Origin of the sequence: Massilia pseudoviolaceinigra, assembly GCF_030846505.1 — a bacterium.
GTDB lineage: Bacteria > Pseudomonadota > Gammaproteobacteria > Burkholderiales > Burkholderiaceae_D > Telluria_A > Telluria_A violaceinigra.
Map to the genome: position 1 here is coordinate 43,405 of NZ_JAVCWL010000009.1, position 25,785 is coordinate 69,189.

Here is a 25,785-nt window from a genome sequence, read left to right on the forward strand (position 1 = left end):
CCCCTTGGAGGATGACATGATTGTAGGCGTTCCAAAAGAGATCAAGAATCACGAATACCGGGTAGGCCTGACACCGCCGAGCGTGCGCGAATTAAGCTCGCGCGGGCACCAGGTACTGGTTCAGAAAAATGCGGGCGCTGAAATCGGGTTATCCGATGAGCAGTACGTCGCCGCCGGTGCGAGCATTGTCGACGACGCGAAAGAGATTTTCGCGCGCGCCGACATGATCGTCAAAGTCAAGGAACCGCAGCCGGTCGAATGCGCGATGCTGCGCGACGGCCAGATTCTGTACACCTATCTGCACCTGGCGCCGGATCCGGATCAGACCACGGCACTGGTGAAATCGGGCGCCATCTGCATTGCATACGAAACCATCACCGGCGCCGGCGGCGGTTTGCCGCTGCTCGCTCCCATGAGCGAAGTGGCGGGGCGCATGGCCATCCAGGCCGGCGCCGCCCATCTCGAAAAATCCAAAGGCGGCATGGGATTGCTGCTCGGCGGCGTACCGGGCGTGGCAGCCGGCCATGTGGTGATTATCGGAGCGGGCGTGGTGGGTACCAATGCGCTGCAAATGGCGGTGGGTACCGGCGCGCGGGTGACGGTGCTCGACAAAAGCATCGACCGCCTGCGCCAGCTCGATCTGGTATTCGGCAACCGGATTTCGACCCAGTATTCGAATGCCCAGTCGATCGAGGAAGCGGTGCTGTCGGCCGACCTGGTGATCGGCGGCGTGCTGGTGCCAGGTGCCGCGGCGCCCAAGCTGGTCACACGCGCGATGATTTCGAAGATGAAGGCGGGCGCGGTGGTGGTCGATGTGGCGATCGACCAGGGCGGCTGTTTTGAAACTTCGCATGCGACCACGCACGCCGATCCGACCTATATCGTCGACGGCGTGGTGCATTACTGCGTGGCCAACATGCCGGGTGCGGTGGCGCGCACGTCGACCTTCGCATTGAATAACGCGACGATCGGCCATGCGGTGGCGCTGGCGGAAAAGGGCTGGAAAAAAGCCCTGGCCGACGACGCGCATCTGAAAAACGGCCTGAATGTCTGCAAAGGCAAAATCACCTACGCGGCGATTGCCCAGGCACTCGGTTACGACTACACCCCGGCCGACTCCCTGCTGGGTTGATTCGGCCGGCTTTTCAGGTCGGCGCAGAAACGCGTGACGATATGAAAAGCATAACGGGAGGCGACTGATTTCACGAAGCGCATGAAATCGGTCGCCGCCTCTTCATTCGCGTTATCCGAAATCGTCCGGATCACCGCAAACGGGATGCCCAGTTCGAAACACACCTGGGCCACTGCCGCTCCTTCCATTTCCACCGCCAGCAAGCCTGGCAGCGATCCGTTCAACTGCGCCAGGTGCGCGCGTTTGCTGATGAACTGATCGCCGCTGGCAATCAGGCCGCGGTGCACCCGTGGCCGTTCCAGGCCGAATTCGCTGCGTTCGGCGCCATCGATGACGGTTTCAAAATCCTTGTCGAGGAATTCGAGCGCGGCACTGGCGACGCGCTGGCTCATGTGCAAATCCGACTGAAAATGCGACAAGCCGGTCAGCGGCACCTCAAAGCGCGGAAACAGGGGACTGGCATCCATGTCGTACTGGACCAGCGATTCGGCCACCACGATATCGCCCACCTTCACGCCAGCATCTCCGGCGCCGGCAACGCCGGTGAACAGGATGTGGGTAACTCCGTACTTTTCCACAAGCGTTGTCGCGGTCATGGCAGCGGCAACCTTGCCAATCCGCGACAGGACGCACACAGCGTCGATGCCAGCGACTTGTCCTGATGCGTAGTTGCGCATGCCATGGATGAGCGTGGCGGGGCCTTGCATGGCTTCCACGAGCCCTTCCTGCTCTTCGTGCAAAGCGCTAATGATGCCTAAACGTATGTTTTTGCCTGAATTCATGCTTTGCAGAACCTTTTTGGTGAACGTGCATGTGGGTAAGTCGCGAGTTTTCCACAAGGATAAACAGTTCTACGTGCACTGCAAGCTTCGGAAGGCGCGCAGAAGGCCGCCAGCGTCGATTTCTGCAGACAGTCCCGCCTTGCGGTCCACTACCTCTTCCATGGCCTTGGCGGTGCCTTCAGGAGCTTCTCAGTGCATTGCCGGTTCTGGGTTTTTACCAGGATGTGCTCGTAAACGCTTGTTTTTCAGGGTTTTTGGGCTTTTGGAGGATTTTGCTGTGGATGACTACGAGGTTATGCACCGCTTTGCCGGGGTTTAGGGTTTTATATAAGTAGTATGTATACAAATTTAGTAGTGATAGTAAACGGCGGTTTTTATGTGGATAAGTCCGGTTTTATCAACAGGATCAGTAGTTTACGCATCGAAAAAGTCGCTGGAAAAGACCTGTATCTTCAACGGATGACTGTTGGACAAAAATTTGCCTGTGAACAAAGTCCACGGTTTTGCACATCTCATCCTGTGGATATCCATCGACTTATCCACATGTGCTGCCAGTCAGACGAGCCGTTTGCGGCTTTTTTTTCGTCTTCAGAAAAGTGACCGGCAGGTTTTTGTGGCCGATTCTTTTTTTTTGGAAACTTTCACTTTTTGTTAAGCAAAGAAAATTTTTTTGGATTTCAGGGGTCCCGGGTTTTTGGTTTTCGTTTTTCAAAGGTCTTGATGGTTTACCTAAAAAGGTTAAATATAGATTTAGTAGTAGTTGTTAACAGGTGCGTTTTTCTGTGGATAATGGCAAAAACCTGTACGAAATCATGAGCTTGCGAGAGGTATAAGTCGGTGATGAGCTCTGTATCCGGCTGGTACCAATCTGGGACAAATTTTGGCCTGTGAATAAAGTCGCGTTTATCCACAAACGGTGCCTGTGGATATCAATAGGCTTATCCACAGGTCCCTGCGAACGTTGAGGGAGGTGGTATGGAGCTGCACGCATTGTTTAAGTTTCCAATTTTGCAAGGGCCGATGGCTGGCGGCGCCAGTCGGGCCGAATTGGTGGCCGCGGTATCGAATTCAGGCGGCCTCGGTTGCATGGCGGGATCGTTGATGTCACCCGCAGCCTTGCGCGACGAGGTGGGCCGGATCAGAGCGATGACCGATCAGCCGTTTTTGCTGAATTTTTTTGTTCTCCAGACACCAACACCCAGTGCGGAAGAGGTGAACGCCGCCGTTGAACTGCTGCGCCCGGTCTGGGAAAGCCTCGGCTGGGATAAATTACCGATACCATCGCAGTGGTGCCAGGATTTCGATGCACAGTTCGATACCTTGATCGAACTGCGTCCTGCGGCAGCCAGTTTTACGTTCGGCATCCTGACGCCAATCCAGGTCGAGCGTCTGCACGATGCGGGGATCTACGTCATGGGCACGGTCACCACGGTGGATGAAGCATTGGCTTGGGAAAACGTCGGCGCTGACGCTGTGATTGCATCGGGAGTCGAGTCGGGCGGCCATCGTGGGACTTTCCTTGGTCCGCAAGAAGATGCCACCCTGGGTGGAAAAGCACTCTGGCCCCAGGTTGCGCAGGCCGTCAAGATTCCGATGATTGCCGCCGGCGGCATCATGGCCGGGGTCGATATCGCCGAAGCGCTGTCACTGGGCGCGCAGGCAGTGCAAATGGGCAGCGCGTTTCTTGTGACCGACGAATCCGGCATCCACCCCGCCTATAAACAGCGGCTGATCGCGGCGCGCGACACCCCCACCCGCCTGACCCGCGCCTTCAGCGGCCGCTACGCACGCGGTCTGGAAAACACCTTCATGCGCAAGATGGAAAGTGTCGAGAAGCAAGTTCCAGCGTATCCTGTCCAAAACGCATTGACCACGGGCATACGCGCAGCCGCTGCCGAACGGGGCGACACCGAACTGATGTCGCTCTGGGCGGGTGCCGAAATCCGCCGGGCGCGGCCGATGCCGGTAGCGAAACTGATGCAAATGCTGGTGGCCGAGATGCGTACAACATAAAAACGAGACGAGGAGCAGCATTTGGAATCGGCAGGAGAATACGACTACATCATTGTCGGCGGCGGCACCGCCGGCTGCGTACTGGCCAACCGCCTGACCCGGCGCCGCGAGACCAATGTGCTGCTGATCGAGGCGGGCGGGCGCGACGACTATGTCTGGATCCACATTCCGGTCGGCTATCTGCACTGCATCGGGAACCCGCGCACCGACTGGCTGTACAAGACGGAACCCGACGCCGGCCTGAACGGCCGCTCGCTGATTTACCCGCGCGGCAAAGTCCTTGGCGGCAGTTCCTCGATCAACGGCATGATCTACATGCGCGGCCAGTCGCAGGATTACGATCGTTGGGCCGAACTGACTGGCGATGCTGGCTGGAGCTGGGACAAGGTTTTGCCGCTGTTCAAAAAGAGCGAGGATTATCACGGCGGTGCCAGCGAACTGCATGGCGCCGGCGGCGAGTGGCGGGTCGAGAAGCAACGCCTGTCGTGGCAATTGCTCGACGCGTTTCGCGATGCCGCGGAACAAACCGGCATCCGTAAAATCGAGGATTTCAACGGGGGCGATAACGACGGTTGCAACTATTTCGATGTCAACCAGAAGCGCGGCATCCGCTGGAACACGGCCAAGGCTTTCCTCAAGCCGGCCGCCAAGCGCGCCAACCTGACCATCATGACGGGTTGTCACGTGGAACGATTGATCATCGAAGATACAGAACAGGGCAAAGTGTGCCGCGGCGTCGAATTTACCGGCGGCGGCACGGCGTTCACGGCGGCCGCGGTCCGTGAAACTGTGCTGACCGCCGGCGCGGTCGGTTCACCGCAGATTTTGCAACTGTCGGGCATCGGGCCGGCGGCGCTGCTGCGCGACGCGGGCGTGGCGGTGCATGTCGATGCACCCGGGGTTGGGGATAACTTGCAGGATCATTTGCAGCTGCGAATGATCTACAAAGTCAGCAATGCGCGCACCCTGAACACCACGGCCGCAAGCTGGTTCGGCAAGATGAAGATCGGCATCGAATACGCGATGTTCCAGAGCGGGCCGATGTCGATGGCGCCGTCGCAACTGGGCGCGTTTGCCAGGTCCGATCCGGGCCAGGCCACGCCCAACCTGCAATATCACGTGCAGCCTTTGTCGCTGGAAAAATTCGGCGATCCCTTGCACCCGTTTCCCGCGTTCACGGCAAGCGTGTGCAACCTGCGGCCGACATCGCGCGGGCATGTGCGCATCGCCTCCGGCGATTCCTACGCCGCGCCGAAAATCACGCCAAATTACCTGAGTACGGAGCAAGACCGCAAAACCGCGGCCGCCGCGCTGACATTGACGCGCAAAATCGTGTCCGCGCCGGCGCTGGCGCGCTATGCGCCACAGGAATTCAAACCGGGCATCACGTTTCGCACGGAAGAAGAACTGGCCGAAGCCGCCGGCCAGATCGGCACGACGATTTTCCATCCGGTCGGTACCTGCAAAATGGGCAGGGCAGGGGACCCGATGGCCGTCGTCGACAGTGAACTGCGCGTGAACGGCGTGCACAAATTGCGGGTGGTCGACGCGTCTGTCATGCCGCTGATCACCTCGGGCAATACCAACAGCCCGACCATCATGATTGCCGAACGCGCGGCCCTGCTCATCGCCCAAGCGGCCAAATAAGCGCTCCAGGCAGACCCCAAAACTGCCGCAAAGTTGCACTTCCATGTCGCTTGCCTGATAGGCATCAGAGCTGGCGGCATGGTAGTTATACTGTATTGTGAGCAAAATCCAATCTGTGTATAGTCGAACAAAAAAGTTTTCAAAGCGGTATGAAAATAAACCGGAGACACAATGACAGATGTCATATTGGAAACAATGAACCTGACCAAAGAGTTCAAGGGCTTTACCGCGGTCAATGATGTTAACCTTACCGTCCAGCGTGGCCACATCCACGCGCTGATCGGTCCCAACGGCGCCGGCAAGACCACCTGCTTCAATCTGCTGACCAAATTCCTGGTACCCACGTCGGGCCAGATCCTGTTCAACGGAAAAGATATCACCGCCGCTCACCCGGCCCAGATCGCGCGCATGGGAATCATCCGCTCGTTCCAGATTTCCGCCGTGTTTCCGCACCTGACCGTGCTGCAGAATGTGCGCATCGGCCTGCAGCGCGAGCTGGGTACCTCCTTCCATTTCTGGCGCAGCGAACGGTCGCTCTCGCTCCTGAACGAGCGCGCCATGGAGTTGCTGGCCGAAGTCGACCTGACCGAATTCGCCGATACGGTCACGGTCGACATGCCGTATGGACGCAAGCGCGCGCTTGAAATCGCCACCACCCTGGCGATGAAGCCCGAGCTGATGCTGCTCGACGAGCCGACCCAAGGCATGGGACATGAGGACGTGCATCGCGTCACCGAGCTGATCAAAAAGGTCTCGGCCGGCCGCACGATCCTGATGGTGGAACACAATATGAACGTGGTGTCCGGCATCTGCGACAAAATTACCGTGCTGCAGCGCGGCGCCCTGCTGGCCGAAGGCAGCTATGCCGAAGTGTCGACCAATGCGCAGGTGATGGAAGCCTACATGGGCACGACCAGCACCGAACTCGAAGGAGCGCACTGATGACCGCGGCGCTCGAAATTTCGCATCTGCAAGCCTGGTACGGCGAATCGCACATCCTCCACAACGTCAACTTGCTGGTCAACAAGGGTGAAGTCGTCACCCTGCTGGGCCGCAACGGCGCCGGGCGCACGACCACCTTGCGCGCGATCATGGGCTTGACCGGCGCGCGCACCGGGTCGATCAAGGTGAACGGGGTTGAGGCCATCGGCCTGCCGACGCACAAGATTGCCCACCTGGGCATCGGGTATTGCCCGGAAGAGCGCGGGATTTTTTCCTCGCTGTCGACCGAAGAAAACCTGATGCTGCCGCCGCAGCTCGCCGGCGGCGACGCCGGCATGTCGGTGGCCGAGATTTATGAGATGTTCCCGAATTTGCTGGAACGAAGAAACAGCCCGGGCACCCGCCTGTCCGGCGGCGAGCAACAGATGCTGGCCGTGGCGCGCATCTTGCGCACCGGTGCGCGCCTGTTGCTGCTCGATGAAATTTCCGAAGGCCTGGCGCCGGTGATCGTGCAAGGACTCGCGCGCATGATTACCACGCTCAAGGCCAAGGGCTACACCATCGTCATGGTGGAACAGAATTTCCGCTTCGCCGCACCGCTGGCGGACCGGTTTTACGTGGTGGAGCACGGTCAGATTGTCGAGACCTTTGCTTCCTCGGAACTGAGCGCCAAGATGCCGGTTCTCACCGAGCTGCTGGGCGTATAGCAGGATAGCGACAGCCCAATAGCAGGACCATACTTACATTCCCAATGGAGACAACATGAAACGTAACATCATTGCTTTAGCCGCAAGCGCAGCCTGCCTCGGATTCGCCTTGCCAGCCCAGGCGCAAGTGTCGAACGACACCATCAAGATCGGCATGCTGACCGATGTGTCCGGTGTGTACGCCGACGTTGACGGGGCCGGCGGCGCGGAAGCGGTCAAGATGGCGATTGCCGACCTGGGCGGCACTATCAACGGCAAGAAGATCGAATTCGTTTTCGCCGACCACCAGAACAAGGCCGATATCGCCGCCAGCAAGGCGCGCGAATGGTTTGACCAGCAGGGTGTCGACATGCTGATCGGCGGCACCAATTCGGGCGCCAATCTGGCCATGGCCAAGATCGCCGCCGAGAAGAAAAAAGTCTTCATTTCGATCGGCGCCGGCACGGCCCGCCTGACCAATGAAGAATGTTCGCCGTTCACCGTGCACTACGCCTACGACACGGTGGCCTTGGCACGTGGAACAGGTGGCGCGATTGTGAAGCAGGGCGGCAAGAACTGGTATTTCCTGACCGCCGATTATGCCTTCGGCCAATCGCTTGAAAAAGATACGACCGAGGTGATCAAGGCGGCCGGCGGCACGGTGGCGGGCACGTCAAAGCACCCGCTGTCGGCGTCGGATTTCTCGTCCTTCCTGATCAAGGCGCAGGGCTCGAAGGCGCAGATCCTGGGCCTGGCCAATGCCGGTGGCGACATGATCAATGCGGTCAAGGCGGCCAACGAGTTTGGTGTGGGCAAGTCGATGAAGCTGGCGGGTTTGCTGGTGTTTATCAATGACATCCACACCCTGGGATTGAACATGACCCAGGGCATGTATTTGACCGATGGCTGGTATTGGGATCAGAGCCCGGAAAGCCGGGCCTGGTCGAAGCGCTATTTCGCCAAGATGAAGAAGTCGCCGTCGATGCTGCAAGCGGCAGATTACTCGGCCGCGACCAACTATCTGAACGCGGTCAAGGCGATCGGAACCGACGACAGCGAGAAAGTCATGGCGCAGTTGAAGAAGACCAAGATCAACGATATGTTCACCAAGGGCGGCGAGATCCGTCCGGATGGCCGCATGGTGCACGATATGTACCTGATGGAAGTGAAGAAGCCGGCGGAGTCGAAATATCCGTGGGATTACTACAAGGTCGCCGCAACGATTCCGGGCGCGCAGGCCTATACGACCAAGGCGGAGACGAAGTGCGCGTTGTGGAAGTAAGTTAGGTCGCTTTCGAAAATTTCCCGTCGTTCCCGCCTGCGCGGGGAACGACGGCAACTTTTTGCGCATACTCATCTCCCCCGGCCCGCCGGTCCCATTTTATGAACTGAGATGCCATGGAAATATTCGGCGTTCCCCTGCAGGCAATGGTCAGCCAGCTTTTGCTCGGCCTGGTCAACGGCTCCTTCTACGCCATGCTGTCGCTTGGCCTGGCCGTCATCTTCGGCCTGCTTAATGTCATCAACTTCTCCCACGGCGCCCTCTACATGATGGGCGCCTTCGCCGCCTACATCGGCGTGACCACCTTCGGCCTGAGCTACTGGGCGATGCTGGCGCTGGCGCCCCTGCTGGTCGGCGTGTTCGGCATCATCGTCGAAAAATCGATGCTGCGCTGGCTCTACAAGCTTGACCACCTGTACGGCCTGCTGCTCACCTTCGGCATCACCTTGCTGCTCGAAGGCGTGTTCCGCTCCTTCTTCGGCAACTCCGGCCAGTCCGTCGAAGTTCCGGCGCTGCTGCAGGGGCGCACCGACCTGGGCTTCATGGAATTGCCCAACTACCGCCTGTGGGTCGTGTTCGCCTCCCTTACCGTGTGCCTGCTGACCTGGTTCGTCATCGAAAAGACCAAGCTCGGTGCTTACCTGCGCGCCGGAACCGAGAACCCGAAGCTGGTCGAAGCCTTCGGCATCAACGTGCCGCTGATGGTCACGCTGACCTACGGCTTCGGCGTCGCCCTGGCGGGCTTCGCCGGGGTGCTGGCGGCGCCGATCATCAACGTCACGCCACTGATGGGTTCCAACCTGATCATCGTCGTGTTCGCCGTTGTGGTGATCGGGGGCATGGGGTCGATCATGGGTTCCATCATTACCGGCCTCGGCCTTGGCGTGATCGAGGGGCTGACCCGCGTCTTCTATCCGGAAGGCTCGGAAGTGGTGGTGTTCGTGGTCATGGTCATCGTCCTGTTGCTCCGTCCCGCCGGTTTGTTCGGCAAAGAAAAGTAACCGAGAACTGGAGCCATTGATGAACAAGAACATCGCTTACGGCGTCGCGCTGGTCATTGCGCTGGCGGCGCCTTTTATCGGCTATCCCGTGTTCCTGATGAAGTTGCTGTGCTTCGGGCTGTTCGCCTGCGCCTTCAACTTGCTGATCGGTTACACGGGCCTGCTGTCCTTCGGTCATGCCGCTTTCTTCGGCTCGGCCGGCTACGTGACCGGGCACGCGCTGACGGCACTCGGCTTGCCGACCGAAGTCGGCATCCTGCTCGGCGTGGCTGCCAGCGCGCTGGTCGGCCTGGTGATGGGTGCGCTGGCGATTCGCCGACAAGGCATTTACTTTTCCATGATCACGCTGGCGCTGGCGCAGATGGTGTATTTCGCGGCACTGCGCGCGCCCTTCACGCATGGCGAGGATGGTTTGCAGGGAGTTCCACGTGGGAAGCTGTTCGGCGTAATCGATTTGAGCAACGACCTGACCTTGTACTTCGTGGTGCTGGCCATTGCGGTGGCGGGCTTTGCGCTGATCGTGCGTACGGTGCACTCGCCGTTCGGCCAGGTGCTCAAGGCGATCAAGGAAAACGAGCCGCGCGCCATTTCGCTCGGCTACGACGTCGACAAGTACAAGCTGGTGGCCTTCGTGCTGTCGGCCTCGCTGGCGGGCCTTGCTGGCGCCACCAAGACGCTGGTGCTGGGCTTCGAGACGCTCACCGACGTGCACTGGGCCATGTCCGGCCTGGTGATCCTGATGACGCTTGTGGGCGGCATGGGGACGCTGTCGGGGCCGATCATCGGCGCCTTCATCATCATCACGCTGGAAAACAAGCTGGGCGATATCGGCACCTTCCTGGCGACCCACACCGGCGTCGAGTGGTTCAATACGCTGGGCGAATCGGTCGGCATGGTGACCGGGCTGATTTTCATCCTCTGCGTGCTGCTGTTCCGGCGCGGTATTGTCGGTGAGATCGGCGCCGCGCTGGCGGCCTCCGGCATTCGTAAAAAATCCGTATGATTGCTTAAAATGCACGGTTGCGGGCCGCGCCGCGCCGCGTAGGCCGGGTCGCAGACCCGGCTTTTTTTTATCCATTTTTTTGCGGAGGAACGATGGAACAAACACTGACCGTGAACGGCATTGCGATGCACGTCGTGACCGATGGGGAAGGGCCAGCCGTGCTCTTGCTGCATGGCTTTCCGGATACGCATGCTGTCTGGCGCTTGCAGATCGACGCGCTGGCCGCCGCCGGCTATCGCGTCATCGCGCCGGACCTGCGCGGTTACGGCAAGACCGAAGCGCCCGCCAGCGAGGATGGGTACGCCATGGAGGTGCTGCGCGCCGACATGGTGGCCTTGCTCGATGCGCTGGGCGTCGAACGCGCGCTGCTGATCGGCCACGATTGGGGATCGGTCGTCGGCTGGAACCTCTGCATGTACGCGCCAGAGCGCGTGGAACGCTTCGTGGCGCTGTCGGTAGGGCATCCGGCTGCCTACACCGAGGGCGGACCGCTGCAACTGCTCAAAGGCTATTACGTGCTGGTGTTCCAGCTGCGCGGTATCGCCGAGTCGCTCATCAAGGCGTTCGACTGGCATGCATTGCGTGGCATGGCGAGCACGCCGCGTCAGTTCGAGGAATGGCGTGCGCATCTCGACCGTCCCGGCCGCCTGACCGCCGACCTGAACTATTACCGCGCCAATCTGAAAATGTTCAACGCGAGCACGTGGCCTACTGTGAACCTTCCTGTGCTGGGCATCTGGAGCGCGGGCGACGTCGCGCTCACTGAAGCACAAATGCGTGGGTCCGAGAAGTATGTTGGCGATAGCTTCCAGTACGAACGCATCGAAAAGGCCGGCCACTGGCTTCAGCTCGAAGCGGCTCCCCAGGTGAATGCGTCGATACTGAAGTTCCTGAAAGCAGAGCAGGCGGTGGCCCAAATTGCTTCACGTGAAACAATTCCATAAACTGGTTGCATAGCGAACTATCATCGGCTACAGTGGATGCATGTTTGATCACTGCCTCTATTTCAATACGACTGCGCTGGCCCGGGTTCTGGAGCGTGAGTGGACGCGCGCGTTCAAGCCGTTCGGCCTGACGCCATCGCAGGCGTTCATGCTGCGCGCGATCCTGGCACGCCCGGGCTTGCTGCAAAGTGAACTGGCCAGGGAACTGGTGATCAGCCGCCCGACCGCCACGCGCTCGCTCGACGGTTTGCAAAAGCTGCACCTGATCGACCGCCGCGCCACGGGCGGGGATGGCCGTGAATGCGCGGTGTTCCCGGAACCCGGCGCGCTGGCCATGCATGACGAGCTCAACGGGGCAAGCGGGGCTGTCACCGCCCGTCTGAAGCAGCTTCTCGAACCGGAACAGTTTGCCGCCATCGTCGGTTCGCTCAAGCAGGCGCGCGCGGCAGTGGTTTGATTTTTTTTACCCAAGTAGTTGCATAGCTAACCAATGGAGACGTAAATGCCTATTATCAATGTCAAAGTCAGTTCCGTGAAATCCCCCGACATGATCGGCCAGATTGCCGACCTGGTTCTCGACAAGACGATCGGCATCCTGCGGAAGAAGAGGGAGCTCATTTCCATTGCCATCGATTTGGTCGACCCGGATTGCTGGATCGTCGGCGGGCAGTCGCTGAGCGAACAACGCAAGCACAGCGTCTACGTCGACATCAAGGTCACCGACGAGACCAACACCAAGGATGAAAAGGCGGCCTACATCGCCGAGGTCTTCGCCGGCTTCGGCGCGCTGCTCGGCGAGCTGCACGAGGAGAGCTATATCTACGTCGACGACGTGCGCGCAAGCGCCTACGGCTATGGCGGCCGGACGCAGGAGTACCGCTACCAGCATCCGGCTGCGCAGTAGAACCGGACTTAGCCGGCGGAGTCGCCCGCCGCCACGGATGCACCCGTGCTGCCGGCACTGCCGGCACCAAAGCGCCCGCCGGCCTGGCGCCGGAACTCCTTCGGCGTCACGCCCTTGATCTGCAAGAAGCGCCGGTTGAAATTGGCCACATTCTGGAAACCGACGTCGTAACAGACGTTGGTGACGTACTGGTCGGTGTTCATCAGCAGCTGGCACGCCTTGTTCACGCGCAGCCGGGTGACGAAGTCGGTGAAACTGTTTCCCGTGGTCTTGCGGAAGAAGCGTGAGAATTTACTCAGCGACATACCGAGCTGATCCGCCACAGCCTCGGCCGAGATCGGGTCGCGGTAGTTGTCGGTGATGTAGCTCAGCACCGCGTTGACCTTCGCCAGAGTGCCCTCGTCGTCATACGAGCGCATGGTCGCGCTCGACAGCAGGCGGTATTTGTTGTTGCGCGCCAGGCGGCACATGAAGTTCACGAAGTGGCCGAAGCGCTCGGCGCCGCCGCTGCCGCGAATCCGCAGGAAGTCCTGTTCGGCCTCGGCGCCGATATCGAGAAATTCGATGCCGTAGATCGAACGCTCCAGCAGGGGCAGCAACTCGCGCAGTTCCGGGATCAGCCGGGCGGCCTGTTCCAGCGGCTCGTGGGCGAACTGCAGGATCATGTCGCGCAACAGGACGCCTTCTTCCGGCACGCTGCTCGATATCCAGTTATGCGGCAGGCGCGGCCCGGTCAGCACGAGATGGCCGGGCGAGAATTCGCCGATGTAGTCGCCGACGAACAGCTTGCCGCTGGTGGACACGATCAGATGCAGCTCGTACTCGTCGTGGCAGTGCCAGCGCACGCGTGGGCTGGGATAGCCGTGCTCGATGTAGTGGACGATGCCGTCGTAGTTTTCGCGTTCGAGCTCGGGTGGCTTGGGCTGGAACCGCTGCGGTTCCACGTGGCGCATCTGAGGCAAATTGGTCATCCTGTCGTCCCCGTCTTCTTATGGCTTACCCATGGTCGTTCACTTTGCCGTTGCCAGCAAGTGCAACAGCGCCGCGCGCGCGCCATCCCGGTACAGCCGCGCCAGCGCATCGGCGACAGCGGCGACGAAGCGCGGCGCGTCGCTTAACTCGCCGAACAGTTCGCGCAGCGACAGCAGCGCGCCCGGATTGGCGCCGCCACGCTGCGCCAGCTCGCGCAACTGCGCGGCCAGCGGGTCGATCAAGGTCAGCGGCCGGCCCTGTTCGTCGCTGCCGTCCAGGTAGCGGAACCAGCACGCCACGGTAAAGCTGAGGATGTCGATCGGACCGCCGCGTTCAAGCTGGTCGCGCACCGATGGCAGCACGAATTTGGGCATGCGCGCCGAACCGTCGGTACCGATGCGCAGAAGCTGGTCGCCGACGGCCGGATTGGCGAAGCGTTCGATCAGCGTGCGCTTGTAGTCGGTGAGGTCGATGCCGTCCACCGCCGGCAGCAGCGGCGTGACCTCGATGTCCATCATGTTCGAAAACAGCTGGCGGATATCGGCGTCCGCCATCGCTTCGTGCGCGTACTCGTAGCCGAGCAACATGCCGATGTAGCACAGCGACTGGTGGCCGGCATTGAGCAGGCGCAGCTTCATTTTTTCGTAGGGCAGCACGTCGTCCGTCATGTGCGCGCCGACCAGCTCCCAGGCCGGACGGCCGCCCGGAAAATGGTCCTCGATCACCCAGCTTTTGAATGGCTCCGCCATCACCGGCCAGGCGTCATCCAGCCCGAACTGCTCGCGCAGCAGCAGGCGGTGTTCGTCGGTCGTGGCCGGCGTGATGCGGTCGACCATGCTGTTGGGGAAGGCGCAGTGCTCGGCCAGCCACGCGCTCAAAGCGGGATCGCGCAGCTTGGTAAAGGCCAGCAGCATCTCGCGGGCGACGTCACCGTTGCTTTGCAGGTTATCGCAGGACATCACGGTGAACGGCGCCAGTCCGCGCGTGCGGCGCCGCGCCAGCGCCTCGGCCAGGTAGCCGAAGCAGCAGCGCGGCGTGTGGGGATGAGCCAGGTCGTGCACGATGTCGGGATGGCTGGCGTCGAAGCTGCCGTCGCCCTGGTTGACGTAGTAGCCGCCTTCGGTGATCGTGAGCGAGACGATGCGGGTGCCGGGATCGGCCAGCTTTTCCAGCACCGCCTGCGGATCGTCCGGCGCGTACAGAAATTGCAGCAGCGAGCCGACCACGCGCGCCGTGTCGCCCTGGGCGCTGCGCTCGACCAGGGTGTACAGGCAATCCTGGGCCAGCATGGCGTCGCGCATCGCGGCATCGTGCGCCAGCAGTCCGACGCCGCAGTATCCCCACTGCGCGTGGCCGGGAATGCGCAGCAGGTCGTCCAGATACAGCGCCTGATGCGAGCGGAAAAAACCGCCCACGCCGATGTGCACGATGCTGGACGCATGCATGCCGCGGTCGTAGCCGGGACCGGGTATGTGCGGCGGCAGGTGGTCGAGGGCGGCGCTGTTCAATGCGATCGCCATCATTGCGCTCTCTGCGCGGGCGTGCCGCACGTGGAACCAAGCTTGTCGAAGTGGTGCACGAAGCCGTGCTCGAACGCGAGGTGGGTGCGCGCGCCGGGCTGCAGTGCAATGCGCTCGCTGCCGCGCGCGACCACCTGCACGTTGTTCTCCAGGCGCGCGTAGACCAGTGTTTCGACACCGAGCGATTCGACCATGTCGACCGTGGCGGGCAGGCTGTCCGGCTGCGCCGCGTCCAGCACGTGCACATGCTCGGGACGGATGCCCACAAAGCCGTCGGAAGGCGCCGCACCGCCAGCCAGCGCGGACAGGCGCGGCAAGCCCGCCGCCGGCACCACGTTCATGCTCGGGGTACCGATGAACTGCGCCACGAAGCGGTTGGCCGGGCGGTCGTACAGCGCGAGCGGTGAGCCGTGCTGCTCGATCTGGCCGTCGCGCAGCACCACCACGCGGTCGGCCAGGGTCATGGCCTCGACCTGGTCGTGCGTCACGTAGATGGTGGTGGCGCCCAGCTCGCGGTGCAGCTTGGCGATTTCGATGCGGGTCTGCACGCGCAGGGCCGCATCCAGGTTCGACAGCGGTTCGTCGAACAGGAATACCTTCGGGTCGCGCACGATCGCGCGGCCGATGGCGACGCGCTGGCGCTGGCCGCCGGACAGCTCCTTGGGCTTGCGTTCGAGGTAATCGCCGAGATTGAGAATGGCCGCGGCCTTGTCGACCTTGGTGCGGATCGCGGCGGGCGGCACGCCGGCCAGTTTCAGCGCGAACGACATGTTCTGGAATACCGTCATGTGCGGATACAGCGCGTACGACTGGAACACCATTGCCAGGTCGCGTTTGGACGAGGGCAGGGCGGTGATGTCGCGCCCGTCCAGGTGCAGGCTGCCCTTGTCGATGGGTTCCAGGCCCGCGATCAGGCGCAGCAAGGTCGATTTGCCGCAGCCCGACGGGCCGACGAAGACGACGAACTCGCCCTTGTCGATCTCCAGGTCGATGCCCTTGATGGCATGGTGCTCGCCGAAGAATTTTTCGATGTTTTTCAGTTGCAGGTAAGCCATGATCTTGATGTCCTATGGTTGTCTTATTTGACCGCGCCGAATGTCATGCCTTGCACCAGCTGCTTCTGGCAGAACCAGCCCAGCGCCATGATCGGCGCGATCGCCATCAGGGAAGCGGCCGAGAGCTTGGCCCAGAACAGCCCCTCCGGGCTGGAGTAGGAGGCGATCAGCCAGGCCAGGGTGCCGGCATTCGAAGCGCCCAGGTTGAGCGACCAGAACGATTCGTTCCATGCCCACACCATGCACACCAGCGCGGTCGAGGCGATGCCGCCTACCGACAGCGGCAGTACGATGTAGCGGAACTCGTGGAAGACGGTAGCGCCATCCATGCGCGCCGCCTCCAGGATGTCGCGCGGCAGCTCGCGCAGGCTGGTGTAGAGCAGCCAGATCATGATCGGCAGGTTCATGAGCATGAACATGATGGTCAGGCCGACGCGGGTGTCGAGCAGGCCGGCATACTGGAAGCAGACGTAGATCGGCATCAGTGCGCCCACACCCGGCATGTAGCGCGAGCTGAGAATGAACTTGAGCAGGCCGACGGTGCCGCCGGTCGGAAAGAACGCCATCGAGTACGCCGCCGGGATCGCAATCGCCAGCCCGAACGCGGTCGAGAGCACGCTGGTGATGAGCGAATTGAACGCGTAGCCGGCGTAGTGGTCGCGCGCCATCACTTCCTGGAAGCTTTGCAGGGTCGGCTCGAAAAACATCAGCGGCGGCGTGGCGATGGCCTGGGCTTCGGTCTTGAAGGCCATCAGCCCGAGCCAGAAGATCGGGAAGAACAGCAGCAGCGCGAAGAACCAGGCGGCGGCCGTGCGGGTGTGCAGTGCGAGTTTGTTATTCATCGATGTCTCCCTATTTCGCCAGGTTCTTGCCGATGACGCGCATCAGGAAGAAGGCCGCGATGTTCGCCAGCAGTACCGCGAACAGGGCGCCGGCCGACGCCGCGCCGATATCGTAGGACTGCAAGGCTTGCTGATAGATCATGAAGGTGATGGTGGTCGTCTCGAAGCCGGGGCCACCGCCGGTGGTGGTGAAGATCTCGGCGAACACCGACAGCAGGAAAATCATTTCGATCATCAGCACCACCGATACCGCACGCCCCAGGTGCGGCAGGTACAGGTAGCGCAGCTGCTGCAGGTAGTTGGCGCCGTCCATGCCGGCCGCCTCCAGCTGTTCCTTGTCCATCGATTGCAGCGCCGTCATGAAGATCAGGCAGGCGAATGGGAGCCACTGCCAGGACACCATCATCACGATCGATAGCAGCGGGTATTCGGACAGCCAGTCGATGGGCGTCGCCCCGAAGAAGATGCTGACGTGCGCGAACAGGCCGTAGATCGGGTTGAGCAGCATGTTCTTCCACATCAGCGCGTTCACCGCCGGCATCACCAGAAACGGCGAAATGAGCAGCACGCGCACGATGGCGCGGCCGGGGAAGGCGTCGTTGATCAGCAGGCCCAGCGCAATGCCCAGCACGACCGTAATCGCCATGACGGAAAACATCAGGACGAAGGTGTTTTTCAACGCCGGCAAAAAGGCGCCGTCGGTGAAGAAAAAATGAAAGTTGGCCAGCCCGTGGAAGTCATGCTCGCCTGGAGCGAGCATGCTGTAGCGGACAAAAGAGTAGTACAGGGTGATCAACAGCGGGACGATGGAGATGATGGCGATGGCGAGCACCGCTGGGGTCAGCAAGGTCCGGGGCAGGAGTCGTGTCATAAAGTTCCCAGGTGCGACAAAGGAACGCCGCTTGCGCGCGGGCGCAGCGGCGACTGAAAACGCAAGCGTGGAATGAACTACTTGTAGTAGCCGCCCTTGCGCATCTCGCGCTCGGCCGCCTGCTGGGTGACCGCCAGCGCCTGGTCGACCGTGACCTTGCCCAGCAGGGCAGCGCTCATCTGCTGGCCGGCCGCCACGCCGATGGTCTGGAATTCCGGGATCGCGGCGTACTGCACGCCGACGTACGGCGACGGCGGCAAGGTGCTCTGGTTCGGACGGCTGGTGGCGATCGCCGTGCCCTCGGCGGCGGCGAATTTGGCGGCTTTCATGAACTCGGGCGACGCGTAGGTCGACTTGCGGGTGCCGGTCGGCACGCTGGCCCAGCCGGCCTCCCTGGCGACCAGTTTGATGTACTCCTTCGAGGTAGCCCAGTTGATGAACTTTTGCGCCGCCTCGGGCTGTTTCGAGCTTTTTGGGATGGCCAGCGACCAGGCCCATAGCCAGTTGGCGCCGCGCTCGGTGGTGGCGATGGGCGATTGCGCGAACGCGACCTTGTCGGCCACCTTGCTTTGCTTCGGATCGGTGACGAAGGAAGCGGCGATGGTGGCGTCGATCCAGATGCCGCACTTGCCTTCGTTATACAGCGCCAGGATTTCATTGAAGCTGTTCGAGGACGAGCCCGGCGGACCGAAGTTCTTGAGCAGGTCGACGTAGGTGGTGACGGCGTCCTTCCATGGTTTGCTGGTGAATTGCGGTTGCCACTTCATGTCGAACAATTGGCCGCCGAAGGAATTGGCCATGGTGGTGATCAGCGCCATATTGTCGCCCCAGCCCGGTTTTCCGCGCAGGCAGATGCCATACACGCCCTTGGCCGGGTCGTGGATCTTGGCGGCCACGGCGCGAATGTGGGCCCAGCTCGGGCGGTCCTCGATGCTCATGCCGGCTTTTTTGACGAGGTCGCTGCGGTACATGATCATCGAGCTTTCGCCGTAGAACGGGGCGGCGTACAGCTTGCCGCCCTGCGACAGGCCGTCGCGGATCGATGGCAGCAGGTCGTCGATATCGTACGTTGCATCCGGTTTGAGCGGCATCAGCCAATCTTTTTTGGCCCAGATCGGCGTTTCGTACATGCCGATGGTCATCACGTCGAACTGTCCGCCCTTGGTGGCGATGTCGGTGGTCATGCGCTGGCGCAACACCCCTTCCTCCAAGGTGACCCATTTCAGTTTGATATCGGGATTGGCCTGTTCGAAGAACTTGCCCATCTTTTGCATCTCGATCATGTGGCCGTTGTTGACGGTGGCGATCACCAGGTTGGTGGCTGCCAGGGATGCGCTGCTGACACAGAAGAGGGCCGTGCACAAGGCACTGCTTGCGATACGTTTCATGCTGTCGTCTCCAGATTTTTTAGTTTTATTCAATGCAAGGTTTGCACCGTGTACAGAATGTAGCACCGGGCTCCGATACTTTCTGATACTGCAACACCTAGTGTCGATACTATTTTGCACCCGGCTCCGGCACGCCTGCAGCTATATGGCCTGCCAATGCGGCTTGGATAAAAGTATCGACTATTGCGTACGCCGTATCAGGCCTGCTGCGTGATCGTTGCTAGACTTTTCAGCACGACCCACACCCAAGGAGATTGATGATGTCCAAGCAGCGCGCAAGCATGAACCGGCTCGCATCCAGGCACGCCCTGCTGACCGGAGCCGGCGGCGGCATCGGACTGGCGGTGGCGGAGGCTTACCTGGCGGAAGGAGCGCGCTGCAGCGTGGTCGACCTGGCCGACGCGCCACCGGCCGCGCTGGCGTCACTGATGGCGCGCTATCCGGAACAGCTGCACTACCTGGGCGCGGACGTGCGCAACGCCGGCGCGGTGGGCGCCATGCTGGCGGCGGCCGATGAACGCTTCGGCCCCGTCGACATCCTGTTCAACAATGCGGCCGTGTTCGACATGGCACCGTTGCTGGAGTCCGATCTGGCGATGTATGAGCGCATCTTCGACGTCAACGTCAAAGGCATGTTTCTCGTGATGCAGCAGGTGCTGCGGGCAATGGTGGATGCTGGCCGGACCGGCGCCATCATCAACCTGGCATCCCAGGCCGGACGGCGCGGCGAAGCGCTGGTGGCGCACTACTGCGCGAGCAAGGCGGCGGTGATCAGTTACACCCAGTCGGCCGCGCTGGCGATGGCGCCGCACGGCATCCGCGTCAATGCGATTTCGCCGGGGGTGGTCGATACGCCCATGTGGGACCACGTGGACGCCCTGTTCGCGCGTTACGAACAGTTGCAGCCGGGAGAGAAGAAGAGGGCAGTCGGGCTGGCGGTACCGCTCGGGCGCATGGGAACGCCGGGCGACCTGGCGGGCGCGGCGATTTTCCTGGCCAGCGACGAGTCGGCCTACATCACGGCGCAGACGCTCAACGTCGACGGCGGCGCCGTGATGAGCTAGCGTTAGTAGGCTGCGCTGTAGATGCTGTGGATATCTTCCCGCGTGAGCTCGCGCGGGTTGTTGCCCAGCAGGCGGGTTTGCAGCATCGCATCATCGGCCAGCTTGTCGATATCGGCTGCGCTTACGCCGACCTGGCGCAGCGTGGTTTGGATGCCGGTGTTGACCGCAATCTGTTCCATCGCATTGACCAGCGCATTGGCGCGCGCTTCTTCGCTGCCGCTCACGCCCGGATCGATGATGTCGGCCAGCTCGGCATAATGCGCGCTCGCGTGCGACAGGTTAAAGCGCAGCACATGCGGCAGCACCAGTGAGTTGGACAAACCATGTGGCACGTGAAATATGCCCCCAATCGGATAGGCGAGGGCGTGCACTGCCGCCACAGGCGCGTTGGAAAATGCCTGCCCGGCGAAGCAGGCGCCCAGCAGCATGGCCTGGCGCGCCTCCAGGTCGGCGCCGTGTTCGCAGGCACGGAGCAGGTTGCGCGACAGTAGCGACAGCGCCTGGCGCGCCAGGTTATCCGACAGCGGGTTCTTCTTGTGCTTGCTGGTGAAGGCTTCGATGGCGTGCACCATCGCATCGATTCCGGTCGCGGCCGTCACCATGGGCGGCAGGCCGAGCGTCAGTTGCGCGTCCAGGATTGCCAGGTCCGCATACAGCTGGGGCGCGACCACGCCCATCTTGGTGGTCGCGCCGGTGGTGACGATGGCGATGTTCGTCACTTCCGATCCGGTGCCGGCGGTGGTTGGAATCTGTACCAGCGGCAGGCGCGTGCCGCGTACATTGCCGATGCCGTAGATCTGGCCGAGAGGCTGGTCGCTGCCGGCCAGCACCGCGATCAGCTTCGCCACATCCATCGAACTGCCGCCACCCAGGCCAATGACGAGGTCGGCACCGTGCTGACGCGCCACGTCCACCGCCTGCAGTACCACCGACTCCAGAGGGTCGGCCACCACGTCCGACCAGACGTGAACGGCAAGGCCTGCTTGCTCGAGCGAGCGGCACGGCGCGTCCACCAGGCCGGTGGCAAGAAAGCCGGGATCGGTGACGATGAGCGCGCGGCGGGCGGCAGGGAAGTGACTGGCGACCAGCGTCCCCAGGCGACTGCTGGCGCCGCGGGCAGAAACAAGGTGGGGGACGGTACTGAAACTGAACTCGGCGGACTGGGTCATTGTGCACCTGCGGGTCGATGGGGATGTCAAAAGCTTACACCATCATCGTCACCGGCAGGAAAATGGCGGGGCGAAACGTCGATCAGATTTCTTCCGTACAATATCTGGCTGTGCTGTTCAGTCCATATTCCCTGGAAAATTCATGATCGATTTCGCCTTACTCGGATGCGCGGCCTTCCTCGCCGGCTTGGTAGATGCTGTTGTTGGCGGAGGCGGATTGATTCAGGTGCCGGTGCTCTTTTCGGTGTTTCCACGTGAAGTGCCGGCGACCCTGCTGGGAACGAGCAAGTTCGCGGGCATCTTCGGTACCGGCGCGGCGGCTGTCAATTACGCGCGCAAGGTGAGGGTGGCGTGGAGCGCGGCGGCGCCGGCGGCGGTATCGGCCTTGCTGCTGTCATTCGCCGGTGCTTACACGGTGACCAAGGTCCCGGCCGATTTCGTCCGCACACTGCTGCCGTTCGTGCTGGTCGCGGTGGCGGTCTACACCTTCCGCAAAAAAGATTTCGGCAGCATCCATGCGCCGCTGCACAGCGGCTCGACGGAGCGCTGGGTGGCGGTCGGCATCGGTGCGGCGATTGGTTTCTACGACGGCTTCTTCGGTCCCGGTACCGGCAGCTTCCTGCTGTTCCTGTATGTGCGTTTTTTCGGCTTTGATTTCCTTAGCGCTTCGGCTGCCGCCAAGGTGGTTAATGTGGCGTGCAACTTGTCTGCGCTGATGTGGTTCGGCTACAGCGGTCACATCCTTTGGCAGTTGGGCTTGCTGATGGCGGTGTGTCAGGTCGCAGGTTCCCTGGTCGGCACCAAGCTGGCGATCAAGCACGGTAGTGCGTTTGTCCGCAAGCTGTTCCTTGTCGTCGTGAGCTTGCTGATCGTGAAGACGAGCTACGACGCCATCGTGAAGTGGTAGATGTTCCACGTGGAACAGCCTTGAGGGGTTGACTGACGTTCCACGTGAAACAATGCGCGTTAGTCAAATTCGACGTTCCACGTGAAACATTCCGTTGTGTAAAAAACGGTGATTCTGGGCGCAAAAGAGTGGAGGGTCGGAAAAGACTCTATAATCGGGCCTCATATCCCTCGCTCTACACTCCATCATGCTATTTCCAACTGAATTCGACGTCATCGTCGTCGGCGGCGGCCATGCCGGCACCGAGGCGGCGCTCGCTTCTGCCCGCATGGGCCAGAAGACTTTGCTGCTCACCCATAACATCGAAACCCTCGGCCAGATGTCCTGCAACCCGTCCATCGGCGGCATTGGCAAGGGTCACCTGGTCAAGGAAGTCGACGCCATGGGCGGCGCCATGGCGATCGCCACGGACGAATCCGGTATCCAGTTTCGTATCCTTAACTCGTCCAAGGGCCCGGCTGTACGCGCTACCCGCGCTCAAGCCGACCGCATCTTGTATAAGCAGGCCATCCGTTCACGCCTGGAAAACCAGCCGAACCTGTGGCTGTTCCAGCAAGCGGTTGACGACCTGATGCTAGAAGGCGACCGCGTGGTCGGTGCCGTGACCCAGATCGGCATCAAGTTCCGCGCCCGCGCGGTGGTGCTGACGGCTGGCACTTTCCTCGATGGGAAGATTCACGTCGGCCTGCAAAACTACTCCGCCGGCCGCGCTGGCGATCCGCCGGCGATCTCGCTGTCGGCGCGCCTGAAGGAAATGAAGCTGCCGCAAGGGCGCCTGAAGACCGGCACACCGCCGCGCATCGATGGCCGCAGCATCGACTTTTCGCAAATGTCCGAGCAGCCGGGCGACCTCGATCCGGTGCCGGTGTTCTCGGTCATGGGTAACACCGCCATGCATCCGCGCCAGGTGCCGTGCTGGGTCACGCACACGAACGCGCAGACGCACGACATCATCCGCGCCGGCCTGGACCGCAGCCCGATGTACACCGGCGTCATCGAAGGCGTCGGCCCGCGCTACTGCCCGTCGATCGAAGACAAGATTCACCGCTTCTCCGGCAAGGAATCGCACCAGATTTTCCTCGAACCCGAAGGCTTGACGACCAACGAATTCTATCCAAACGGCATCTCGACCAGCCTGCCGTTCGACGTGCAAATCGCCCTGGTGCGCTCGATGAAGGGTATGGAAAACGCCTTCATCCTGCGTCCGGGCTATGCCATCGAATACGATTATTTCGACCCGCGCGGCCTGAAAACCTCGCTCGAAACCAAGGCCGTACAGGGCTTGTTCTTCGCCGGCCAGATCAACGGCACCACCGGCTATGAAGAAGCGGCGGCGCAGGGCATGCTGGCCGGTATCAACGCGGCGCTGCTGACCAAGGGCAGCGAGGCCTGGGTTCCGGGCCGTTCCGAAGCCTACCTTGGCGTGCTGGTCGACGACCTGACCACCCAGGGCGTGGCCGAGCCGTACCGCATGTTCACCAGCCGCGCGGAGTTCCGCCTGAGCCTGCGTGAGGACAATGCCGACATGCGCCTGACCGAAATCGGCCGCAAACTCGGCTGTGTGGGCGATGCCCAGTGGGAGGCATTCGAGCGCAAACGCGAAGCCGTCGCCGTCGAACTGGAGCGCCTGCGCACGACGTGGGTGAACCCGCGCATCCTCGCCAGCGCCGAATCGGAACGCGTGATCGGCCAGGCCATCGAGCGCGAATACTCGCTGGCCGACCTGCTGCGCCGTCCGGGAGTGGACTATGAGAAGCTGATGGGCCTGTCCGGCGTGGACGGCCAGGTGCTGGCCGGTCCGGGTGTGGAAGACCCTGCGGTCAAGGAACAGGTCGAAATCCAGCTCAAATACGCCGGCTATATCGACCGCCAGGCCAAGGAAGTGGAGCGTCACGACCACTACGAAAACCTCAAGCTGCCGGCCGGATTCGACTACCTCGACATCACTGCGCTGTCGATCGAGGTGCGCCAGAAGCTCGACAAGCAGCGTCCCGAGACGCTGGGGCAGGCGTCCCGCATCTCGGGCGTCACGCCGGCGGCGATCTCGCTGCTGCTGGTGCATCTGAAAAAACGTGGCGCCAAAGGCTTTGCCACCCTCAACGAGGAGCTGGCAGGATGAAGTTTTTCGACCGTAACGCCATTGCGCCAGTGCTGGCCAATGGCATTAAAGAACTCAAGCTGGACTTGAACGAACAGCAGCACGGGCAACTGCTCGACTACCTGGCGCTGCTGGCCAAGTGGAACTCGGTGTACAACCTGACCTCGGTGCGCGATCCCATGCAGATGGTGACGCACCATGCGCTCGATTCGCTGGCCGCGGTATCGGCCTTCGAGGGTGCCGTCAGCGTGCTCGACGTGGGGGCAGGGGGCGGCTTGCCCGGCATCGTGCTCGCCATCGCGCGGCCCGACATGAAAGTGGCCCTGATCGACACCGTGCACAAGAAAACCGCGTTCCTCACGCAAGTGAAGGCAGAACTGGGCCTGGCCAACGTCACCGTGCACACGGCGCGCGTGGAGCAGCTGCAGGTGCCGCACAAATTCGACGTGATTACCTCGCGCGCTTTCGCCGACCTGTCCGACTTCGTCAACTGGTCGGGACACCTGCTGGCCGAGGGCGGCAAATTCATCGCCTTGAAAGGCACGGCGCCGGCGGACGAGCAGGAACGGCTTCCGAGCGACTGGAAAGTGAGCGAATTGAGGGCTATCCAGGTTCCAGGGCTGCAGGCGGAGCGCCACCTCGTTTTCATCGAAAAGAACCAATAAACAGTATAAATCAAATAAACGATTTATATCGTTAAAACCATATAAATCGAATAAACGGTTTATACGATTAAAACAGTATAAATCGTTTGCATCAAATCTATCATAAGAGCATACATGGCGAAAATATTTTGCGTTGCAAATCAAAAGGGCGGCGTAGGCAAGACCACCACCAGCGTTAACCTGTCAGCGGGCCTGGCCAAACTGGATCAGCGCGTGCTGCTTGTCGACCTGGACCCGCAGGGCAACGCGACCATGGGGGCCGGCATCAACAAGGCGGGCCTGAAGGCATCGACCTATGAAGTGCTGCTGGGCGAGGCCGAGGTGAGCGCGGCGCGCACGCGCTCGGAAGCGGGGCGCTTCGACGTGCTGCCCTCGAACCGCGAGCTGGCCGGCGCCGAAGTCGAAATGGTCGAACTGGAAAACCGCGAGCGCCGCCTGAAGGATGCGCTGGCATCGGTCGACAAGGAATACGACTTCATCCTGATCGACTGCCCGCCGGCCCTGTCGATGCTGACCCTGAACGGCCTGTGCGCCGCGCACGGCGTCATCATCCCGATGCAGTGCGAGTACTACGCGCTGGAAGGCTTGTCGGATCTGGTCAACACCATCAAGAAGGTGCACGCCAACCTGAACACCGATCTGAAGATCATCGGCCTGCTGCGCGTGATGTTCGATCCGCGCATGACCTTGTCGCAGCAAGTGTCGGCCCAGCTGGAGCAGCACTTCGGCGACAAGGTCTTCAACACCATCATCCCGCGCAACGTGCGCCTGGCCGAAGCGCCGTCGTACGGCGTGCCGGGCGTGGTGTTCGATCCGTCCTCGAAAGGGGCGCAGGCCTACATCGCCTTTGGCGCCGAGATGGTCGAACGCATCAAAACAATGTAAACGAAGGCATTCA

The 25,785-nt window shown here is 61.4% G+C and carries 24 protein-coding genes; 16 read left to right on the plus strand and 8 right to left on the minus strand.

From position 1 onward, the window contains the following. Positions 1-16 precede the first annotated feature (16 nt). Entirely contained in the window at positions 17-1,132 is a 1,116-nt protein-coding gene (gene ald, locus RBA40_RS10605; RefSeq protein ID WP_306647864.1) for an alanine dehydrogenase, read from the plus strand. Here the strand turns inward: ald and RBA40_RS10610 are convergent. After that, entirely contained in the window at positions 1,102-1,971 is an 870-nt protein-coding gene (locus RBA40_RS10610) for a 5'-methylthioadenosine/adenosylhomocysteine nucleosidase (protein WP_445352050.1), read from the minus strand. The two genes, ald and RBA40_RS10610, sit on opposite strands and share 31 nt — an antisense overlap. 918 nt (positions 1,972-2,889) lie before the next feature. Between RBA40_RS10610 and RBA40_RS10615 the strand changes: the two genes are divergently transcribed. The 10 genes from RBA40_RS10615 (at position 2,890) to RBA40_RS10660 (ending at position 12,336) form a co-directional block, all read left to right on the plus strand. Further along, positions 2,890-3,927 carry an NAD(P)H-dependent flavin oxidoreductase gene (locus tag RBA40_RS10615; RefSeq protein WP_306647865.1) on the plus strand — a complete coding sequence of 346 codons (1,038 nt, stop codon included), beginning with the start codon at positions 2,890-2,892 and terminating at the stop codon, positions 3,925-3,927. Between the two features lie 21 nt (positions 3,928-3,948). Next, complete coding sequence (locus RBA40_RS10620) at positions 3,949-5,574, plus strand: GMC family oxidoreductase (RefSeq protein ID WP_306647866.1); 1,626 nt, start codon at positions 3,949-3,951, stop codon at positions 5,572-5,574. 171 nt (positions 5,575-5,745) lie between these two features. Then, a complete protein-coding gene (locus RBA40_RS10625) occupies positions 5,746-6,516 on the plus strand; it encodes an ABC transporter ATP-binding protein (RefSeq protein ID WP_306647867.1) in 771 nt (256 codons plus the stop codon). Further along, complete coding sequence (locus RBA40_RS10630) at positions 6,516-7,223, plus strand: ABC transporter ATP-binding protein (protein ID WP_306647868.1); 708 nt, start codon at positions 6,516-6,518, stop codon at positions 7,221-7,223. Before RBA40_RS10625 ends, RBA40_RS10630 begins: the two co-directional genes overlap by 1 nt. A gap of 55 nt (positions 7,224-7,278) precedes the next feature. Further along, the gene (locus RBA40_RS10635; RefSeq protein ID WP_306647869.1) at positions 7,279-8,484 is read left to right on the plus strand and encodes an ABC transporter substrate-binding protein; all 1,206 of its coding nucleotides are present in this window, start codon (positions 7,279-7,281) and stop codon (positions 8,482-8,484) included. Positions 8,485-8,600: 116 nt separating this feature from the next. Further along, on the plus strand, positions 8,601-9,485 hold the full coding sequence (locus RBA40_RS10640; protein ID WP_306647870.1) for a branched-chain amino acid ABC transporter permease: 885 nt from the start codon (positions 8,601-8,603) through the stop codon (positions 9,483-9,485). A 19-nt stretch (positions 9,486-9,504) separates the two neighbouring features. Further along, complete coding sequence (locus RBA40_RS10645; protein ID WP_306647871.1) at positions 9,505-10,488, plus strand: branched-chain amino acid ABC transporter permease; 984 nt, start codon at positions 9,505-9,507, stop codon at positions 10,486-10,488. Positions 10,489-10,580: 92 nt separating this feature from the next. Next, positions 10,581-11,432, plus strand: coding sequence for an alpha/beta fold hydrolase (locus RBA40_RS10650; RefSeq protein ID WP_306647872.1), 852 nt, complete (start codon positions 10,581-10,583; stop codon positions 11,430-11,432). 40 nt (positions 11,433-11,472) lie between these two features. After that, positions 11,473-11,889 carry a MarR family winged helix-turn-helix transcriptional regulator gene (locus tag RBA40_RS10655; protein ID WP_306647873.1) on the plus strand — a complete coding sequence of 139 codons (417 nt, stop codon included), beginning with the start codon at positions 11,473-11,475 and terminating at the stop codon, positions 11,887-11,889. A 45-nt stretch (positions 11,890-11,934) separates the two neighbouring features. Continuing rightward, positions 11,935-12,336 (plus strand): tautomerase family protein, encoded by a 402-nt coding sequence (locus RBA40_RS10660; protein WP_306647874.1) that lies wholly within the window; start codon positions 11,935-11,937, stop codon positions 12,334-12,336. Positions 12,337-12,344: 8 nt separating this feature from the next. On the opposite strand, the gene RBA40_RS10665 is transcribed toward RBA40_RS10660, so the two are convergent. The 6 genes from RBA40_RS10665 to RBA40_RS10690 form a co-directional block, all read right to left on the minus strand. After that, positions 12,345-13,307 carry a helix-turn-helix domain-containing protein gene (locus RBA40_RS10665; protein WP_306647875.1) on the minus strand — a complete coding sequence of 321 codons (963 nt, stop codon included), beginning with the start codon at positions 13,305-13,307 and terminating at the stop codon, positions 12,345-12,347. A 39-nt stretch (positions 13,308-13,346) separates the two neighbouring features. Next, positions 13,347-14,831 carry a mannitol dehydrogenase family protein gene (locus RBA40_RS10670; RefSeq protein WP_306647876.1) on the minus strand — a complete coding sequence of 495 codons (1,485 nt, stop codon included), beginning with the start codon at positions 14,829-14,831 and terminating at the stop codon, positions 13,347-13,349. After that, positions 14,828-15,883, minus strand: coding sequence for an ABC transporter ATP-binding protein (locus tag RBA40_RS10675; RefSeq protein WP_306647877.1), 1,056 nt, complete (start codon positions 15,881-15,883; stop codon positions 14,828-14,830). The genes RBA40_RS10670 and RBA40_RS10675 overlap by 4 nt, the downstream gene beginning before the upstream one ends. 23 nt (positions 15,884-15,906) lie before the next feature. Continuing rightward, positions 15,907-16,725: a carbohydrate ABC transporter permease gene (locus RBA40_RS10680; RefSeq protein WP_306647878.1), complete on the minus strand. Its 819-nt coding sequence runs from the start codon at positions 16,723-16,725 to the stop codon at positions 15,907-15,909. Positions 16,726-16,735: 10 nt separating this feature from the next. Beyond that, the gene (locus RBA40_RS10685; protein WP_099873342.1) at positions 16,736-17,596 is read right to left on the minus strand and encodes a carbohydrate ABC transporter permease; all 861 of its coding nucleotides are present in this window, start codon (positions 17,594-17,596) and stop codon (positions 16,736-16,738) included. Positions 17,597-17,673: 77 nt separating this feature from the next. Beyond that, on the minus strand, positions 17,674-18,984 hold the full coding sequence (locus RBA40_RS10690; protein WP_306647879.1) for an ABC transporter substrate-binding protein: 1,311 nt from the start codon (positions 18,982-18,984) through the stop codon (positions 17,674-17,676). A 260-nt stretch (positions 18,985-19,244) separates the two neighbouring features. Between RBA40_RS10690 and RBA40_RS10695 the strand changes: the two genes are divergently transcribed. Continuing rightward, a complete protein-coding gene (locus tag RBA40_RS10695) occupies positions 19,245-20,048 on the plus strand; it encodes an L-iditol 2-dehydrogenase (protein WP_306647985.1) in 804 nt (267 codons plus the stop codon). Between the two features lie 2 nt (positions 20,049-20,050). Here the strand turns inward: RBA40_RS10695 and RBA40_RS10700 are convergent, their stop codons facing one another. Beyond that, positions 20,051-21,217 (minus strand): iron-containing alcohol dehydrogenase, encoded by a 1,167-nt coding sequence (locus RBA40_RS10700; RefSeq protein WP_306647880.1) that lies wholly within the window; start codon positions 21,215-21,217, stop codon positions 20,051-20,053. Positions 21,218-21,359: 142 nt separating this feature from the next. Here RBA40_RS10700 and RBA40_RS10705 point away from each other — a divergent pair, with 142 nt between their 5' ends. The 4 genes from RBA40_RS10705 to RBA40_RS10720 all read left to right on the plus strand — a co-directional run bounded on the left by RBA40_RS10705 (position 21,360) and on the right by RBA40_RS10720 (position 25,772). Beyond that, entirely contained in the window at positions 21,360-22,124 is a 765-nt protein-coding gene (locus RBA40_RS10705; RefSeq protein WP_306647881.1) for a sulfite exporter TauE/SafE family protein, read from the plus strand. A gap of 187 nt (positions 22,125-22,311) precedes the next feature. Next, complete coding sequence (gene mnmG / locus RBA40_RS10710; RefSeq protein WP_099873351.1) at positions 22,312-24,243, plus strand: tRNA uridine-5-carboxymethylaminomethyl(34) synthesis enzyme MnmG; 1,932 nt, start codon at positions 22,312-22,314, stop codon at positions 24,241-24,243. Then, positions 24,240-24,887 carry a 16S rRNA (guanine(527)-N(7))-methyltransferase RsmG gene (rsmG, locus tag RBA40_RS10715; protein ID WP_099873353.1) on the plus strand — a complete coding sequence of 216 codons (648 nt, stop codon included), beginning with the start codon at positions 24,240-24,242 and terminating at the stop codon, positions 24,885-24,887. Before mnmG ends, rsmG begins: the two co-directional genes overlap by 4 nt. Before the next feature lie 114 nt (positions 24,888-25,001). Next, positions 25,002-25,772 (plus strand): ParA family protein, encoded by a 771-nt coding sequence (locus RBA40_RS10720; RefSeq protein WP_306647882.1) that lies wholly within the window; start codon positions 25,002-25,004, stop codon positions 25,770-25,772. Positions 25,773-25,785: the final 13 nt, after the last annotated feature.